13 protein-coding genes and 2 pseudogenes are annotated in these 14,752 nt (G+C 43.5%); 3 read left to right on the top strand and 12 right to left on the bottom strand.

What is annotated here, in order from left to right; translation table 11 throughout:
- Positions 1 to 701, top strand: a pseudogene (locus ACFORF_RS06725) (transposase); the annotation flags it as partial.
- A gap of 93 nt (positions 702 to 794) precedes the next feature.
- Here ACFORF_RS06725 and ACFORF_RS06720 read toward each other — a convergent pair.
- From ACFORF_RS06720 to ACFORF_RS06680, 9 genes and pseudogenes are all read right to left on the bottom strand, one after another.
- Complete coding sequence (locus ACFORF_RS06720) at positions 795 to 1,808, bottom strand: hypothetical protein (RefSeq protein WP_380426641.1); 1,014 nt, start codon at positions 1,806 to 1,808, stop codon at positions 795 to 797.
- A 288-nt stretch (positions 1,809 to 2,096) separates the two neighbouring features.
- Positions 2,097 to 2,774 (bottom strand): annotated as a pseudogene (locus ACFORF_RS06715) (phosphoribosylaminoimidazolesuccinocarboxamide synthase).
- 355 nt (positions 2,775 to 3,129) lie between these two features.
- Entirely contained in the window at positions 3,130 to 3,582 is a 453-nt protein-coding gene (locus ACFORF_RS06710; protein WP_380426639.1) for a hypothetical protein, read from the bottom strand.
- Between the two features lie 184 nt (positions 3,583 to 3,766).
- A complete protein-coding gene (gene gatB / locus ACFORF_RS06705; protein WP_380426637.1) occupies positions 3,767 to 5,209 on the bottom strand; it encodes an Asp-tRNA(Asn)/Glu-tRNA(Gln) amidotransferase subunit GatB in 1,443 nt (480 codons plus the stop codon).
- Positions 5,209 to 6,675 (bottom strand): Asp-tRNA(Asn)/Glu-tRNA(Gln) amidotransferase subunit GatA, encoded by a 1,467-nt coding sequence (gene gatA / locus ACFORF_RS06700; RefSeq protein WP_380426635.1) that lies wholly within the window; start codon positions 6,673 to 6,675, stop codon positions 5,209 to 5,211. Before gatA ends, gatB begins: the two co-directional genes overlap by 1 nt.
- A complete protein-coding gene (gene gatC, locus ACFORF_RS06695) occupies positions 6,675 to 6,977 on the bottom strand; it encodes an Asp-tRNA(Asn)/Glu-tRNA(Gln) amidotransferase subunit GatC (RefSeq protein WP_380426633.1) in 303 nt (100 codons plus the stop codon). Before gatC ends, gatA begins: the two co-directional genes overlap by 1 nt.
- A 263-nt stretch (positions 6,978 to 7,240) precedes the next feature.
- Positions 7,241 to 7,792 (bottom strand): cysteine hydrolase family protein, encoded by a 552-nt coding sequence (locus ACFORF_RS06690; RefSeq protein WP_380426631.1) that lies wholly within the window; start codon positions 7,790 to 7,792, stop codon positions 7,241 to 7,243.
- A 1-nt stretch (position 7,793) separates the two neighbouring features.
- The gene (codY, locus tag ACFORF_RS06685) at positions 7,794 to 8,576 is read right to left on the bottom strand and encodes a GTP-sensing pleiotropic transcriptional regulator CodY (RefSeq protein WP_380427085.1); all 783 of its coding nucleotides are present in this window, start codon (positions 8,574 to 8,576) and stop codon (positions 7,794 to 7,796) included.
- A gap of 205 nt (positions 8,577 to 8,781) precedes the next feature.
- Positions 8,782 to 9,996 carry a pyridoxal phosphate-dependent aminotransferase gene (locus ACFORF_RS06680; RefSeq protein ID WP_380426629.1) on the bottom strand — a complete coding sequence of 405 codons (1,215 nt, stop codon included), beginning with the start codon at positions 9,994 to 9,996 and terminating at the stop codon, positions 8,782 to 8,784.
- Positions 9,997 to 10,361: 365 nt separating this feature from the next.
- Here ACFORF_RS06680 and ACFORF_RS06675 point away from each other — a divergent pair, with 365 nt between their 5' ends.
- On the top strand, positions 10,362 to 10,814 hold the full coding sequence (locus tag ACFORF_RS06675; protein WP_380426627.1) for a universal stress protein: 453 nt from the start codon (positions 10,362 to 10,364) through the stop codon (positions 10,812 to 10,814).
- A 145-nt stretch (positions 10,815 to 10,959) separates the two neighbouring features.
- On the opposite strand, the gene ACFORF_RS06670 is transcribed toward ACFORF_RS06675, so the two are convergent.
- On the bottom strand, positions 10,960 to 12,351 hold the full coding sequence (locus ACFORF_RS06670; protein WP_380426625.1) for a Cof-type HAD-IIB family hydrolase: 1,392 nt from the start codon (positions 12,349 to 12,351) through the stop codon (positions 10,960 to 10,962).
- A 69-nt stretch (positions 12,352 to 12,420) separates the two neighbouring features.
- Here ACFORF_RS06670 and ACFORF_RS06665 point away from each other — a divergent pair, with 69 nt between their 5' ends.
- Positions 12,421 to 13,383, top strand: coding sequence for an asparaginase (locus ACFORF_RS06665; protein ID WP_380426623.1), 963 nt, complete (start codon positions 12,421 to 12,423; stop codon positions 13,381 to 13,383).
- A gap of 133 nt (positions 13,384 to 13,516) precedes the next feature.
- Here ACFORF_RS06665 and ACFORF_RS06660 read toward each other — a convergent pair whose 3' ends face one another.
- Both ACFORF_RS06660 and ACFORF_RS06655 read right to left on the bottom strand, forming a co-directional pair.
- Positions 13,517 to 14,434 carry an aldo/keto reductase gene (locus ACFORF_RS06660; protein WP_380426621.1) on the bottom strand — a complete coding sequence of 306 codons (918 nt, stop codon included), beginning with the start codon at positions 14,432 to 14,434 and terminating at the stop codon, positions 13,517 to 13,519.
- Between the two features lie 104 nt (positions 14,435 to 14,538).
- Complete coding sequence (locus ACFORF_RS06655) at positions 14,539 to 14,748, bottom strand: helix-turn-helix domain-containing protein (protein WP_380426620.1); 210 nt, start codon at positions 14,746 to 14,748, stop codon at positions 14,539 to 14,541.
- Positions 14,749 to 14,752 lie beyond the last annotated feature (4 nt).

Raw genomic sequence — 14,752 nt, 5'->3', positions numbered from 1 at the left:
AAGCCGGGTCAAGGTCATCACCATGGACATGTTCAGCCCATACTACGACATCGCTAAGAAACTATTTCCATCTGCTAAAATAGTCCTTGATCGTTTCCACCCCTCGCTTTCGAATTTCTTAGCTCGAGGCTAAAATAGTCCACTGGACTATTTTACTCCAACACATGAGCAGGGCCATGAACAGGCTACGCGTCAAGGTACTGAATCAGTTTGACCGAAAATCCCACGAATACAAGGCCCTCAAGCGCTACTGGAAATTGATACAACAAGACAGTCGAAAACTTAGCGATAAACGCTTCTATCGCCTGACTTTTCGCATGCACTTGACTAATCAGGAAATTGTCACAAAGCTGCTCAGCTATTCCCAAGAACTGAAAGAGCACTACGAGATTTATCAGCTCCTACTTTTCCATTTCCAAGAAAAGCAAGCTGACCAGTTTTTTGAGCTTATCCAAAAAACACTTGATAGCGTAAATCCTATCTTTCAGACGGTGTTCAAGACATTCTTGAAAGACAAGGATATTGTCAATGCCTTGGCACTGCCTTACTCCAACGCTAAACTCGAAGCGACAAACAATATCATCAAGGTCATTAAGCGAAATGCCTTTGGTTTCAGAAACTTTGAAAACTTCAAAACTCGTATTTTCATTGCCATAAACATAAAACGAGAGAAGACAAGTCCTGTCCTCTCTCGGTGTTAAATTGGTCAACCCACTACAGTTGACAAAGAGCCGTATAATGTCGCTATTTTATCATAAATCCACACAAAAAGGGAGCTCATCACTCCCTCATTTTTATTGACCAGCCTTGGCCTTAAGCTCTTCCATCTTCTTGAGTTGTTCATCCGTCAAATAACTTGAAATGCTATCAATGTAGGCTTGAACGTCCTCTTGAGTTGCATTAGCCACCTGTCCTTCAACCATAGAATAGATTTCTTTGAACTCTTCATCAGAAATCTTATAGCTGCTCATAACCTTTTCTTCAAACTGGCTCTTAGTCAAGATTTTATCTTTACTTGGAACTTTTGGTTCAGTGTAGTCAACTTGCTTATAAGTCATGTTTAATTTCACTGATTTAACCCCATAGTCAACACCTGAAGCAAAAATCAAATCCATATCCATTTTACCTGAGTTATCTTCCGCCATCGTAATGGTTACTTTCGAATCATCTGACAGGGCTGCTTGAGCTAATTTAAGATAGGTTTCTGTTTCTTCTTGGTCAGTCGCCTTGGCATTTTCCTTAGCAACCTCTAAAAGTTCTGCTACTGTCAAGGTCAAAGTGACATTACCATCGTCATCTTTAGTGTACTTATCATCCGCAAGTTCTTTATACCAAGAATAATCTGCTTTAGTTTCTTCAGAAAAACTGCTACTGTCAAAAACTTCTTGACCTGTGTATTCTTCTCCGTCAAGGTAGTAGCCTTCAAATGCAGAGCTATCAAGACCTGCATAGCTAGCAACCGCATCAGCACTCATGTAATAGGTATCATTTGCCAATACCATATCCAATTTTGAAACTCCCTCAGACAAGGCTGATAAATCCATGGTAACACCAAATTTATCACGTTTTTCTGACATGTTAACATCAAAACTAAACGTTTTATTTTTCAACGAAGAAAAATCTTGTGAGGCACTATCCGATGCAACAATATCCTTAACCGTAACATCAAATTTATAGCCAACAGCCTTATCTGTTTGGCTCGCCTTCAGTCGGGAAATAAAAGTATCTTTAGGACTTTGGGAACAAGCTACCAAGAGCACTAAGATAGGTAAAAGTAATAAACTCTTAAATAGAGATTTCAATTTCATAAATTTCTCCTTTTCAACGCGAAGAGGCTAGAAGCCCCTAACAATAAACACCCGAGTTTCCTAAAACTCTGAATTCATTATAGCACATTTCTATTCAAAAGCATAGTTTGACCAAATTTTTTCTATAACTAATCTTCAAAACCACCTAAAGCAAGATTTCAATATAGGCATTTTCAAGAATGTTTTCAGAAAGAATTTAATTCTAAAAAACAGAAAAATTGTAATTTTTCTTAATATAATTTCAGCTATAACAAGAGGGAGTACTCACCTCCCTCTTGTTACTCGACTCTAACCTAGTAAGATTTTTTCCAATTCCAATGGCAAGATGTACTCGTCTCCACGGTAGGCACGCATGTTTCCACCAGAAATTTCATCGATGAGGGCAACCTTGCCATCAATCAAACCAAACTCAAACTTGATATCGTAGAGTTCTAGATCTTTCTTGGCCAATTCAGCCTTAACCACATCACCAATTTCTTTAGCTAGAGCTGCTAATTCTTCATAAGTGTCTGGTGTCATGATGTTTAAGAGTGCCAAGGAATCTTTTGTAATCAGTGGATCTCCTTTTTCATCGTCTTTAAGCGTTACTTCAACATAAGTTGGAAACTCACTACCTGACTCGATGTAGTCCCCATAACGACGGATAAAGGAACCAACAGCACGATAGCGAACGATAACTTCTGCACCTTTTCCAAAGACGGAAGACTTCTTGACAGCCGCTTCGTTCTTATCCAAATCAGCAGAGACAAAGTGGGTATTGAGACCTACGGCATTGAGCTTTTCATAGAAGAACTTGGTCATAGAAAGGGCTGCACAGCCAGCTCCCTCGATTTGTAGACCAAACTAGTTTTCATCTGGATCAAAGACACCGTCTTTACCGGTCACATCATCCTTAAAGTGCAAGAGCACTGTTGCATCATCAATCGCAAAGACGTCTTTGGTCTTTCCTGTGTAAATCTTTTCCATCATGGCCTCCTATGGCAAAATAATGATTGTTCCCTTTATTATCCTTCTTTTTTACTCAAATCCAAATATTTTTAAGCATTCCCGGTGAAATATACGAACTATTTTTTTCGTTCCATTTATTTGTTTTTCCAAGTCATAACTTTCGGATTAAAAAATAGCAGAGCAGACAATCGACGACCATTCATTAAGGTGAAAGCTCAGCTATTATAAGAGCAAAAAAGACAGAACAAAGAAATTGGTAACAACTCTACAAAATCTTATTCCCCAGTCCACCACACTCTTACTAAAAAAGCCCTCTACTCCATCATTAATGTTTGAAGTAGATAGGCTTGCTTTATCAGTTAGCAGGTTCATGCTAGCTTGGCAAGTAGCCACTAGGGAAGTCGTCAGTGACACTCGTGGTAAAAATTGGCAGGTAGCGAACAATCCAGGCTGGAACCCAGAAACTGAAACTCATAGCAACTGTATACCAGTACCGCCAAGGTGAATCCCAGTCTTCTATGGGCCACGGGTGGGTCGTAAACCACCAGTAACAAAGAGCAAACCAAGCAATCATCAAGACATAATAGGTCCAAACCAAAGACATCTTTGGGTAGATAAGGACGGTCTGCCCATCTTTGACCGTCACTGGCTTGGACTTGAGGCCCCATTCCTTGACCTGAACTTCGACTCTGTCATGCTCAATCGGCAAGGTCTTGATTTCACCTTCACTGTATAAGTTACGGACTCGCTTTCCGTCTGCGTAGACCCTCACGACTTGACGGGCACGGAAAAAAGACAATTCACGACTGATGATAATGCGCCCCATACCAATCGCCTCCTTTATCTTTATTATAACACCCTCCCTTGTATTTGCAAACGGATACATAAGGCCTTCAAAACATAAGACTATTTGATCAAAATTAGTCATTTTCTCGACTGAAATATGTAAAAAGACAAACATCAAAATGATGTTTGTCTTCAGTCTGAACCACTCATTCGAGTGGTCTTGTTTATTCTTCTAACAACTTCGCCAATTCTTGGGCAAGGAGCTGTTGGGCTACTTGTGGATTGGCTTGGCCTTTAGTGGCTTTCATGAGGAAACCTGTAAAGGCTTTGTCGGCATTGCGCTTGCCGGACTTGAAGTCAGCAACGGCTGCTTCGTTGTCAGCAAAGACTTGGTGAATGACTGGAATCAAGACCGCTGGGTCTGAAATCTGTACCAGCCCTGCTTTTTCGACATACTCACGGGCTGAACCACCGTTTTTCGCCAGGTGGACAAAGACTTTTTTGGCAATCTTAGACGAAATAGTCCCATCTTCGATGATGCCAATCATCTCGACCAGATTTTCTGGTGTGAGAGCAATCTTGTCCAAGGTTGTGCTTTCAGTGTTAAGGTACTGAGCAACCTCGCCTTGAAGCCAATTGGAAACCTGCTTGGCATCGCCACCGATGGCGACCGCCTGCTCAAAGAAGTCTGAAGTGACTTTGGTTGCCGTCAGCTGGCTAGCATCGTAGGCAGAAAGTCCAAGCTCAGTCTTGTAGCGTTCACGACGTTCTGCTGGAAAGGCTGGAAGCTCTGTCCGCATCTCCTCAATCCACTCGTCTGAAATCTCATAGAGTGGCAGGTCTGGTTCTGGGAAATAACGGTAATCCGCAGCCCCCTCCTTGACCCGCATGAGGATGGTAGCCTTGTTGGCTTCGTCGTAGCGACGGGTTTCCTGACGGATTTGCCCACCACTGCGGAGGACCTTGGCCTGACGAGCCACTTCGTATTCCAAGCCCTTGCGGACATTGGAGAAGGAATTGAGGTTTTTGAGCTCGGTCTTGGTTCCAAATTTATCTTGACCATAGGGACGCAGGGAAATGTTGGCGTCGACCCGCATGGACCCTTCTTCCATCTTGACATCGGAAATGCCCGTGTACTGGATGATTTCCTTGAGAGCTGTCAAGTAGGCATAAGCTTCTTCAGGACTGCGCATATCGGCTTCAGAGACAATCTCAATCAGGGGCACCCCCTGACGGTTGAGGTCGACATAAGAGTATCCATCTGTTCCGTGGGTGTTTTTCCCAGCATCTTCTTCCAAGTGAGCCCGTTCGATACGGATTTTCTTGGTGGTGCCGTCCTCTAGCTCGATGTCAATCCAGCCATTGTAGCCAATGGGCTCGTCAAACTGGGAAATCTGATAGGCCTTGGGATTATCCGGGTAGAAATAATTCTTGCGGTCAAAGTGCATGTGCTGGTGGATGTCCATGTTGAGGGCCAGCGCAGCTTTGATTCCCGCGTCAATGACGCCCTTGTTCATGACAGGCAAGACCCCAGGGAAAGACCAGTCAATGACGTTGGTGTTGGCGTTTGGCTCTTGGCCAAAGTTGGCAGAGGATGGGGAGAAGATCTTGGAGTTGGTATTGAGCTCCACATGGACCTCAAGCCCGATAATGGTTTCAAAGTTCATTAGGCGTTACCTCCAAAAATCACAGGTTGTTGCTTGTGGTAGTCTGTCGTTGCTTCAAAAGCTGCCGCAACCTGGTAGATGGTTTCTTCACTGTATTTTGAACCAATCAGCTGCAAACCGACTGGCAAGCCATCGACAAATCCAGACGGAATGGAAATCCCCGGAAGACCTGCCAAGTTAACCGGAATGGTCAAGAGATCCGCCAAGTACATAGCTACAGGATCCTGGCTTTGGCTGCCCAAGTCGTAGGCAACGGTTGGCGCTGTTGGGCCTAAAATCAAGTCATAGTCCGCAAAGACCTTGTTGAAGTCCTCAATGATGAGGGTCCGCACCTGACCAGCCTTCTTGAAGTAGGCATCGTAGTATCCAGAAGACAAGCTAAAGGTTCCCAGCATAATCCGGCGTTTGACCTCGTCACCAAAGCCTTGGCTGCGGGTGTTGACGTAGATTTCTTCTAGGTTGGTCGCATCTTCTGCCCGGAAACCGTAGCGGATGCCGTCAAAGCGTTGGAGGTTAGAAGAAGCCTCGGATGACGCGATGATGTAGTAAACCGCCACACCATACTTGCTGTGCGGAAGACTCACTTCTTCAACGATGGCACCCAATTTTTCAAAGTGCTTGGCAGCAGCTAGGATATTGTCCTTGATGTTTGGATTGATCCCGTCCCCCAGGTACTCTTTTGGCAGGGCGATTTTCAGTCCCTTGATGTCTTGGCCAATCTTAGACGTGTAATCGTCAATGCGGACGGGAGCCGATGTGGCATCCTTGGCATCGCTACTCGCTAAGACGTTGAGCAGTTGGGCATTTTCCTTAACGGTTGGAGAGAACGGCCCGATTTGGTCCAAAGAAGACCCGAAGGCAAAGAGACCGAAACGCGAAACCGTTCCGTAGGTCGGCTTGAGACCAACAATCCCGTTAAAGGCAGCTGGTTGACGGATAGAACCACCCGTGTCAGAACCTAGTGACAGGCGCACCTGACCAGAAGCGACAGCTGCAGCTGAACCACTAGACGATCCACCTGGTACCTTGGTCTGGTCCCAGGCATTTTTGGTCGCACCAAAGTAAGAGGTCTCACCAGAGCCACCCATGGCAAACTCGTCCATGTTGGTCTTTCCTATGACAACCATGCCGCTGTCATAGGCATTGGCAACCGCTGTTGCATCAAAAATCGGCTCGTAGTTGTAGAGCATTTTGGAAGCAGCTGTCGTCAGCAGGCCCTTGGTCGAAATATTGTCCTTGACCGCCAAAGGAATCCCGCTTAGGACGTTGTCAGCGTCAATGCCTGCAGCGTCAATCTTTTGGGCCTGTTCCAAGGCCAAGTCATCAGCTATAGTAATAAAGGCATTGATTTGGTCTTCACGCGCATGAATGTCTGCCAGCGTAGCCTTAGTCAATTCAACCGCTGAGATTTCTTTCTTAACCAACAAGTCGTGCAGCTGGTCGATGGTTTGTTCTTGCAAACGCATTAGGCATCTCCTCCGTCTTCTAGGATAGCAGGCACCTTGATAAAGTTGTTTTCCTTTTCAGGCACATTCTTAAAGAGCAATTCGCGGTCCGTTCCTGCTTGGGCCTCGTCCGCACGGACAACCGTCTTACGGTCAGCCATAGTCGTTGTAATCGGCACACCCGTCGTGTCCACTTCGCCCAGAAGCTCTACCATGTCTACAATTTTCGTCAAGGTCGTCGCAAAGGCAGTTGTTTCCTCATCTGAAAAGGACAGCTTAGAGAGCTTGGCCACATGGCGCACTTCTTCTTCTGAAATTTTCATGCTTTCTCCTTCAGTATTAAAAGTTTACTCACTCAAATCCTCATTAGACGAGATAGGTTAACCCAAACATATAAGATTTAGACATGGGCATCCTATGACGTACAATTTTGAGTTTTAAAGAGTATTAACGATTTATTTTACCATAAAAGCCCCTTTTTTTCTATGAAGATAGCGGAGTATATACAAAATACGGAGACAGATTTAACTCACCTAACAAAAGTTAGCTAGACAAAAAAGCCAAGAATCAACCTCAGCTTTTTCCTTTATTTAATAATCTTCGCTCCCAACACCTGTGTCATATGATTCAAGGCAAACGAATGTCTAGCATCATCAAGACTTGCCACTGCACTCTCGACAACTTCAATTTGATAACCAAAATTGTAAGCATCAATGGCTGTGTGAAGCACACAAATATCTGTCAAAACACCAGTCAAAATCACCGTATCTACACGACGTTCTCGTAAACGAATATCTAAATCCGTTCCAGAAAAGGCTGAATAATGACGTTTGTCCATCCAAAAAACACGACTGTCAGAACCAATACTATCGTAGACCTTCTTTAGGGGACCATAGAGATGACGTCCACTAGTCTCCTTGATATTATGGGGAGGAAAAAGTTTAGTTTCTGGATGAAAAACATCACCTTTATCGTGACCATCGATTGCAAAGAAGATGTAATCCCCTCTATCGTAGGCTTCACGCGTCACTTCAGCAATCTGATCTGCTATGGCTTGAGCAGGACGACCAGCCGTTAAAAGCCCGTCGTCTGCCACAAAATCATAAGTATAGTCAATAGAAATCAGTGCTTTAGTCATTTTATTGGTAATCCTTGAGTTTATCGAAGATACCTTCGTTAATAACCTTGAGGTAGGTTCCTTTCATTCCAAGTGAACGGCTCTCAATGATACCAGCAGACTCCAGTTTACGAAGAGCATTGACAATCACCGAACGCGTAATTCCGATACGATCTGCAATAACTGATGCTGTCAGACGACCCTCAAGTCCATCTAGTTCTCCCAAAATCGCTGCAACAGCCTTCATTTCAGAGTACGATAGGGTATTGATAGCCATGTTCACAGCCGTCTGTTGGCGAATTTTCTCCTCAAGATTTTCTGTTTGTAAGTTCAGCAATTGCAGACCAACTACAGTCGAAGCAATCTCAACGAGAACCAAATCATCATCTTCAAATTTCTCATCATTTCGCCAAATAATAAGAGAACCTAGACGCATTCCACCACCATAAATTGGAGCCAAGGTTGTTAACCCATCCGGAAACTCATCCCGAGATTCAATTGGAAAGATGGTCAAATCATCACTAATCGGTATATTAGCGATTGTATCATACACACGACTTGCTGCTGTCGTATATTCTTTTGAAATCTGTTTTTCCTCAAACATTTGTTCGGTACGGTCATTATTAGTCTTATACTTCATAGCATAACCAAGAAAATTTCCGCCACCATTGATGATGCAGGCATTACAGTCAATAATATCTGCTAACTGTGTTGCCATTGTATTATAAGGTAATTCTGTATCTAAACTATCTACAGAACGTTGTAAAATTGAGGTAATCTTTCTTGTTTTTTCTAGTAAAGTCATTTGTAAATCACTTTCCATTTAATTGTAATCGCTCCTATTATAACAAATCCAAGGATTTTGAGCAAGGAATTTTCAGAAAATTGTTGACTTTTTTCTACAATTTTGACAGTTTTGAAAGTTCTTTTTGAAAATTTCTTAATCTAGGCCATTTTTTTAAATAAGGACGAAAAATCGAGCCCATGGACACGATTTATTTTATTAAGCTTTATCTCCGATATTGCTTGAGGAAGCGGGTCATCTTCTCTTCTAAGTCTGCTAGCTCTTCCACCGTTGGCAAATAAACAATACGGAAGTGATCAGGATCCTTCCAGTTGAACCCACGTCCATGAACCAACATAACCTTCTCCTGCTTGAGAAATTCTAGGACAAATTGCTCATCATCCTCAATCTTATACATCTGTCGATCAATTTTCGGGAAGATGTACAGCCCAGCTTGTGGTTTAACCGCCGACAAACCAGGGATATTATTGATGGCATTGTAAATGAAATTCCTTTGCTCATAGATGCGACCACCTGGTAAAAGGAGTTTATCGATAGACTGCCTCCCCCCTAGAGAAGTCTGTACAATTTGTTGCGCTAAAACGTTAGAACACAAACGCATATTAGCCAACATATTGATACCTTCAATGTAGCCTTTAACATTATCTTTAGGGCCCGAAAGAACCATCCACCCAACACGGAAACCTGCAACACGGTGTGATTTAGACAGACCATTCATGGAGACACAGAACACATCTGGCGCTAAACTTGCGATAGCAGTATGCTGCTTACCATCCATGACCAAACGATCATATATTTCATCCGCAAAAATAATCAGTTCATTTTCACGCGCAATCTCTACAATTCCTTTTAAAATCTCTACTGGATAAAGAGCTCCTGTCGGATTATTAGGGTTGATGACAACGATAGCCTTTGTATTTGAGGTTACCTTTGACCGAATATCATCCAAATCGGGATACCAGTCTGCAGCTTCATCACAGAGATAGTGAACGGCACGACCTCCACCAAGACTGACACAGGCAGTCCAGAGTGGATAGTCTGGCATTGGCACCAAAACTTCGTCACCATCATCTAACAAGGCTTGCATAGACATACTAATCAGTTCTGAAACCCCATTTCCCATGTAGATGTCGTCCACATCAACATCTGGGAAATTTTTAAGTTGACAGTACTGCATAACTGCCTTACGAGCAGAGAATAAACCTTTTGAATCGGAATACGCCTCACTATCACGTGCATTCAAAATCAAATCACGAATCACTTCATCAGGGGCTGTAAAGCCAAATTCACCAGGATTACCCGTGTTTAAACGAAGGATTTTTTCCCCGTTAGCCCGCATACGCATCGCTTCATCCAAAACAGGACCTCGAATATCGTAAGCTACATGTTCAAGCTTTGATGATTTATCAATTTGTCTCATTTTCTAACCTCTTTTCTTGATTGTAATCCCTTTAGCCTCTGCAACACAAACCTCAACCATCATAAATTGAATGATTTGAAAATGAATCATAGAAAAATTCAACCTCAATTAGGAAGTCTTAAATTTGATTCCAAACATACTACTGATACAATAGCAAATAATCTTGTGTAAACGAGCTAAAACGAGGTTCCATCTGTCAATTACTGTTCAATTATAACCCTATTTCTAGGAAATGTAAAAGAATTTTTTTCTGATAAACTCCAACAAATTCAAGCAAACGTTTCCAATTTATGGTATAATAAAACTATCATTAGTAGAGAATACGTCCCTACCATGACACCATATTCAACAAAGGAGGCCTTCTTATGACCCACGTATATAAAACAATTTTGGTTGGTATTGATGGTTCTGACCAAGCTGAACTCGCCTTTGAAAAAGGTGTCGCAGTTGCTAAACGTAACCATGCCAAGTTGGTTTTAGCACATATCATTGATACACGCGCCCTTCAAAATGTCAATACACTGGATGCCAGTAACTACGAAATCATCGAGCAAGAGGCCAAGGCTATCTTAGATGAACATCGTACAACTGCCATGGCAGCAGGTGTTACAGACATCGAGACCATTCTTGAACTTGGAAACCCAAAAACGCTCCTGGCAACTGAGATTCCAGATGAAGTTGGGGCTGATCTTATCATGGTCGGAGCCACAGGTCTTAATGCCTTTGAACGTCTCCTAATTGGCTCTTCATCTGAATATATCCTAAGGCATGCCAAGGTTGATTTGCTCATCGTCCGTGATCCTGAAAAAACTCTGTAATTCACAGTCAAAATCTCAATAGACCAGACCGATTGACCTCTCCAAAAGAGAAAATCAAACGACCTCTAGCTTTGATTTTGGAAGAATAAAAACACTTAAAAAGTCGAGTGGAATACTATCCACTCGACTTTTTAGATTTATCTCATTATGAGCGATTCCGCTTTTGGAGAGATTTTTGAATTTGTCGGTCCAATTCCCTTTTAATAGCTGGCTCTGGAGCAAATTTTTCTTCCCAACCTTCTGGCTTAAGGATTTTATGGGTAATGGGGTCATGATGGGCCTTACCATCAGGAAAAATCTTGCCCATATTTGCCTCATGAACCGTATCAAAGAAGGGTTTGGGATCGACTCCCATTAGAACAAAGGAGCCGTAAGTTAAGTAAAGCAAATCCGTCAGAGCATCCACTTGACCCACCAGAGGACTTGCTGGAGCTGGCTTTTGCCCCACTTTATCAGCAGCCTTATCTAAAGCCTGGTGCAAATCTGCCACGGCCTGCTTAAATTTTGTGCGGTCACCAAGACTAGTTGCATAGAGAAATTCAACAATCTCTTCTACCTTGAAATCGGATCGATGACTGGCCTGAGACATATTATAAAGACGAGGTGTTTCAGAAGCTTCACCATCCATCACTGTATGGAAATGTTTCACCTTATTAAAGTTCTCATCTGCACTCTTGAAGGTTTTATCGGTGGATAGCTCAATCAAGCCAAACTGGGCCAGGGCCTTGGAAATACCGTCATTATTATTGGTATCTGTCGTATATTGAGCACGTTCTTGCACCTCTGCTCTGCCATTTCCCATAGCAACACCTAGACCAACACCAGCTAACATCTCCAAATCGTTTTCTGAATCACCAAAGGCCATTACCTCAGATTTATCGAATCCAAAATACTGACCCACACGCTCAATGCCCTTGAGCTTAGACTGATTTTTAGAAATTAAATCAGCTGAGTAAGGACTGCTTCGTGTCACAGTTAGCATAGGAAATTCCTGAGCCAAAAGGTTCGTCTCCTGGGCAGTGGCCACGAGAACAATCTGAAAGACTGGTCGTCTCATCAATTCCTGAAGTCGCTTGAGGTTTTGAGGCCGAAAACGACGGATAATATGCTTAAAACTTCCTTGAACAGTCTTGGCCATCTTAGTTGGGACCAGACGACTCACCACTTGACCAAAACTAGAAGTCCCCATATTGATGATATTAGAGCCGACCAAACCTGAGTCCGTTCCAAGAGAAATTTCTTTTTTATGCTCGGAAGCAAATTTAATCAACTTATAAATCGTTGACTTGGGTAATTGGTTCTGGTAGAGAACCTTGTCATTGGTAAAGATATACTGGCCATTATAGGTAACGGCGAAGTCCAGACAAAGGTTTTCCATAAAAGGCTCAACAAAGGCAGGTCCACGACCGGTCGCTAAACCAACATAAATCCCCTGCTTTTTCAAACTCTTGATGGCTTCCTGAGTTGACCTCTGAACCTGTTTGACATCGTTAAGAAGGGTCCCGTCGATGTCAAAAAACACTGCTTTTATAGCCAAATATGCTCCCACGCTCTCTCTGTTATGATAGAATTAAGTATAGCACACTTTTAGAAAGATTTGAAATAAATGAAAAAAATCTTAGTATTACATACGGGTGGTACCATCTCCATGCAGGCTGATCGTGATGGGCAGGTTCATGCTAGTTCTCAGAATCCCATGAATCATGTTGGAGTCGATTTGGCAGACCTGGACTTAACTGTTCTGGATTTTCTTAACTTACCAAGTCCCCACATTACCACCCATGAAATGCTCCTCCTCTACCGCAAAATTAAGGAGACCCAGGGGCAATTTGATGGGGTCGTCATCACACATGGAACGGATACCTTGGAAGAAACCGCCTATTTCCTAGACACCATGGCTGTCCCTGATATTCCTATCGTCCTGACAGGGGCTATGAGGTCTTCAAACGAACTGGGGAGCGATGGGGTTTATAACTATCTCTCTGCCTTACGCGTTGTCAGTCATCCACGTAGTCAGGACAAGGGGGTCCTCGTCGTCATGAATGATGAAATCCACGCCGCCAAGTATGTGACCAAAACCCATACAACCAATGTTTCTACCTTCCAAACTCCGACTCATGGCCCCTTGGGAATCATCATGAAGCAGGATATCTTGTATTTCAAGACCGCTGAGCCACGGGTTCGCTTTGATTTAGAGAAAATCGAAGGGACAGTTCCCATTGTCAAGGCTTACGCGGGTATGGGAGGAGATGGGATTATAAGTTTCCTTAATCCTAGCAATATCCAAGGGGTTGTCATTGAGGCCCTAGGAGCTGGAAATCTTCCTCCTAAAGCCGCAGAGGAGCTCCGTCATTTGACTGAGCAAGGCCTTCCAGTTGTCCTTGTCTCCCGTTGCTTTAACGGCATAGCAGAGCCCGTCTACGCTTACGAGGGTGGCGGGGTTAAACTCCAAGAGGAAGGAGTCATGTTTGTCAAGGAACTCAACGCCCAAAAGGCCCGTCTTAAATTACTGATTGCCATCAACGCAGGCCTTAAAGGCCAAGATCTAAAAGATTATATTGAAGGCTAAGCCCCTCTCAATTGAATAACAAAGCCTTGGAATCCCTTCGTATCATTGAGGCCAAGATCGAGTCGCCTTCTTTAAAATTTGAGCTAATACAGAAAAAGGATTTCAAGCTTGGATGCTTGAAATCCTTTTTCATTTACGGCAAAATATTGCCGGCGCTGGTATAGATATCGTACCACTCTGGGCGGGCCAATTCGATCGTTTCAGCTTGGATAATTTTTTCCAGGCGCTCGGGATTCATGGAACCAATGATGGTTTGAATCTTGGCTGGATGGCGATTAATCCAGGCAATAGTAATCGCTTCTGAAGACACCCCATACTGGTCTGCATACTTGGCAATGGTCTCATTGAGTTGCACATAGTCTGGGTGATTGGCAAAAATTCCCTGAGCTAGGTCAATTTGGAAAGGTGACCAGGCTTGAACCGTAACCTTGTTAAGCTGGCAGTACTCTAAAATGCCACTGTCACGGTTGGCTCCCGCATCACCCCACATGTTGACGTTAAGACCAGCGTCAATCATTGGAGTATGTGCTGGCGAGAGTTGAAGCTGGTTGACCGCCAATGGCTCTCCCAGATAGGCCTGTAGCAGTTCCATCTGATAGCGGTTTTGATTGGAGACCCCAAAATGACGGACCTTACCGTCTTTTTTGAGTTGAGCAAAGGCCTCTGCAACTTCTTCAGGTACCATCAAGGCATCAGGACGGTGCAGGGCTAAAACATCCAGATATTCTGTCTGCAAGCGACTGAGAATCCCGTCAACTGAGTTAATGATATGTTCCTTAGAGAAGTCAAAATAGCCTCGTTGAATACCGCACTTGGACTGGAGAATCAGATCCTCGCGCTTGAGACCCAGCTCTGCCATGGCTCCGGCAAAACGCTCCTCTGACTGACCGCCACCATAGATATCAGCATGGTCAAAGAAGTTAAAGCCTAAATCCACAGCCTTGGCAAGCACATCACGAGCTTGTCCACTATCTAAGGCAGCCATCCGCATGCAGCCCAAGGCCAAGCGAGAACCCTGCAAGCCTGTTTGTCCAATTTCTTGTAATAACATCATCGTCTCCTTTATGCAATCGTTTTCGACTACTATTGTATCACAAATCAATTCAGAAACGGAAGAAAAAGTGGAATAAGCTGGTAAATCTCAAAGCGAGAAATCTAGTCCTCGTCTGCTCGGTATTCCAAGATGTCCCCTGGTGTGCAGTCCAACTCCTTACAGATAGCCTCTAGAGTTGAAAAACGAATAGCCTTAGCCTTGCCCGTTTTTAGAATAGACAGGTTGGCTGGCGTAATACCGATGCGGTCCGCTAAATCACCTGATCTCATCTTCTTCTTGGCCAACTCGACGTCCAAATTAACAATAATCATAGGC

It is taken from the genome of Streptococcus caprae (assembly GCF_042649745.1).
GTDB lineage: Bacteria > Bacillota > Bacilli > Lactobacillales > Streptococcaceae > Streptococcus > Streptococcus caprae.
Note: the sequence above shows the minus strand (reverse complement) of the source record. Positions and strands in the feature narration are given on the sequence as shown.

Bases quoted from the DNA above. Each gene is read 5' to 3' on its own strand.
- ACFORF_RS06720 (WP_380426641.1), bottom strand. From the start codon at position 1,808: ATGAAATTGAAATCTCTATTTAAGAGTTTATTACTTTTACCTATCTTA.
- ACFORF_RS06710 (WP_380426639.1), bottom strand. From the start codon at position 3,582: ATGGGGCGCATTATCATCAGTCGTGAATTGTCTTTTTTCCGTGCCCGT.
- gatB (WP_380426637.1), bottom strand. From the start codon at position 5,209: ATGAACTTTGAAACCATTATCGGGCTTGAGGTCCATGTGGAGCTCAAT.
- gatA (WP_380426635.1), bottom strand. From the start codon at position 6,675: ATGCGTTTGCAAGAACAAACCATCGACCAGCTGCACGACTTGTTGGTT.
- gatC (WP_380426633.1), bottom strand. From the start codon at position 6,977: ATGAAAATTTCAGAAGAAGAAGTGCGCCATGTGGCCAAGCTCTCTAAG.
- ACFORF_RS06690 (WP_380426631.1), bottom strand. From the start codon at position 7,792: ATGACTAAAGCACTGATTTCTATTGACTATACTTATGATTTTGTGGCA.
- codY (WP_380427085.1), bottom strand. From the start codon at position 8,576: ATGACTTTACTAGAAAAAACAAGAAAGATTACCTCAATTTTACAACGT.
- ACFORF_RS06680 (WP_380426629.1), bottom strand. From the start codon at position 9,996: ATGAGACAAATTGATAAATCATCAAAGCTTGAACATGTAGCTTACGAT.
- ACFORF_RS06675 (WP_380426627.1), top strand. From the start codon at position 10,362: ATGACCCACGTATATAAAACAATTTTGGTTGGTATTGATGGTTCTGAC.
- ACFORF_RS06665 (WP_380426623.1), top strand. From the start codon at position 12,421: ATGAAAAAAATCTTAGTATTACATACGGGTGGTACCATCTCCATGCAG.
- ACFORF_RS06660 (WP_380426621.1), bottom strand. From the start codon at position 14,434: ATGTTATTACAAGAAATTGGACAAACAGGCTTGCAGGGTTCTCGCTTG.
- ACFORF_RS06655 (WP_380426620.1), bottom strand. From the start codon at position 14,748: ATGATTATTGTTAATTTGGACGTCGAGTTGGCCAAGAAGAAGATGAGA.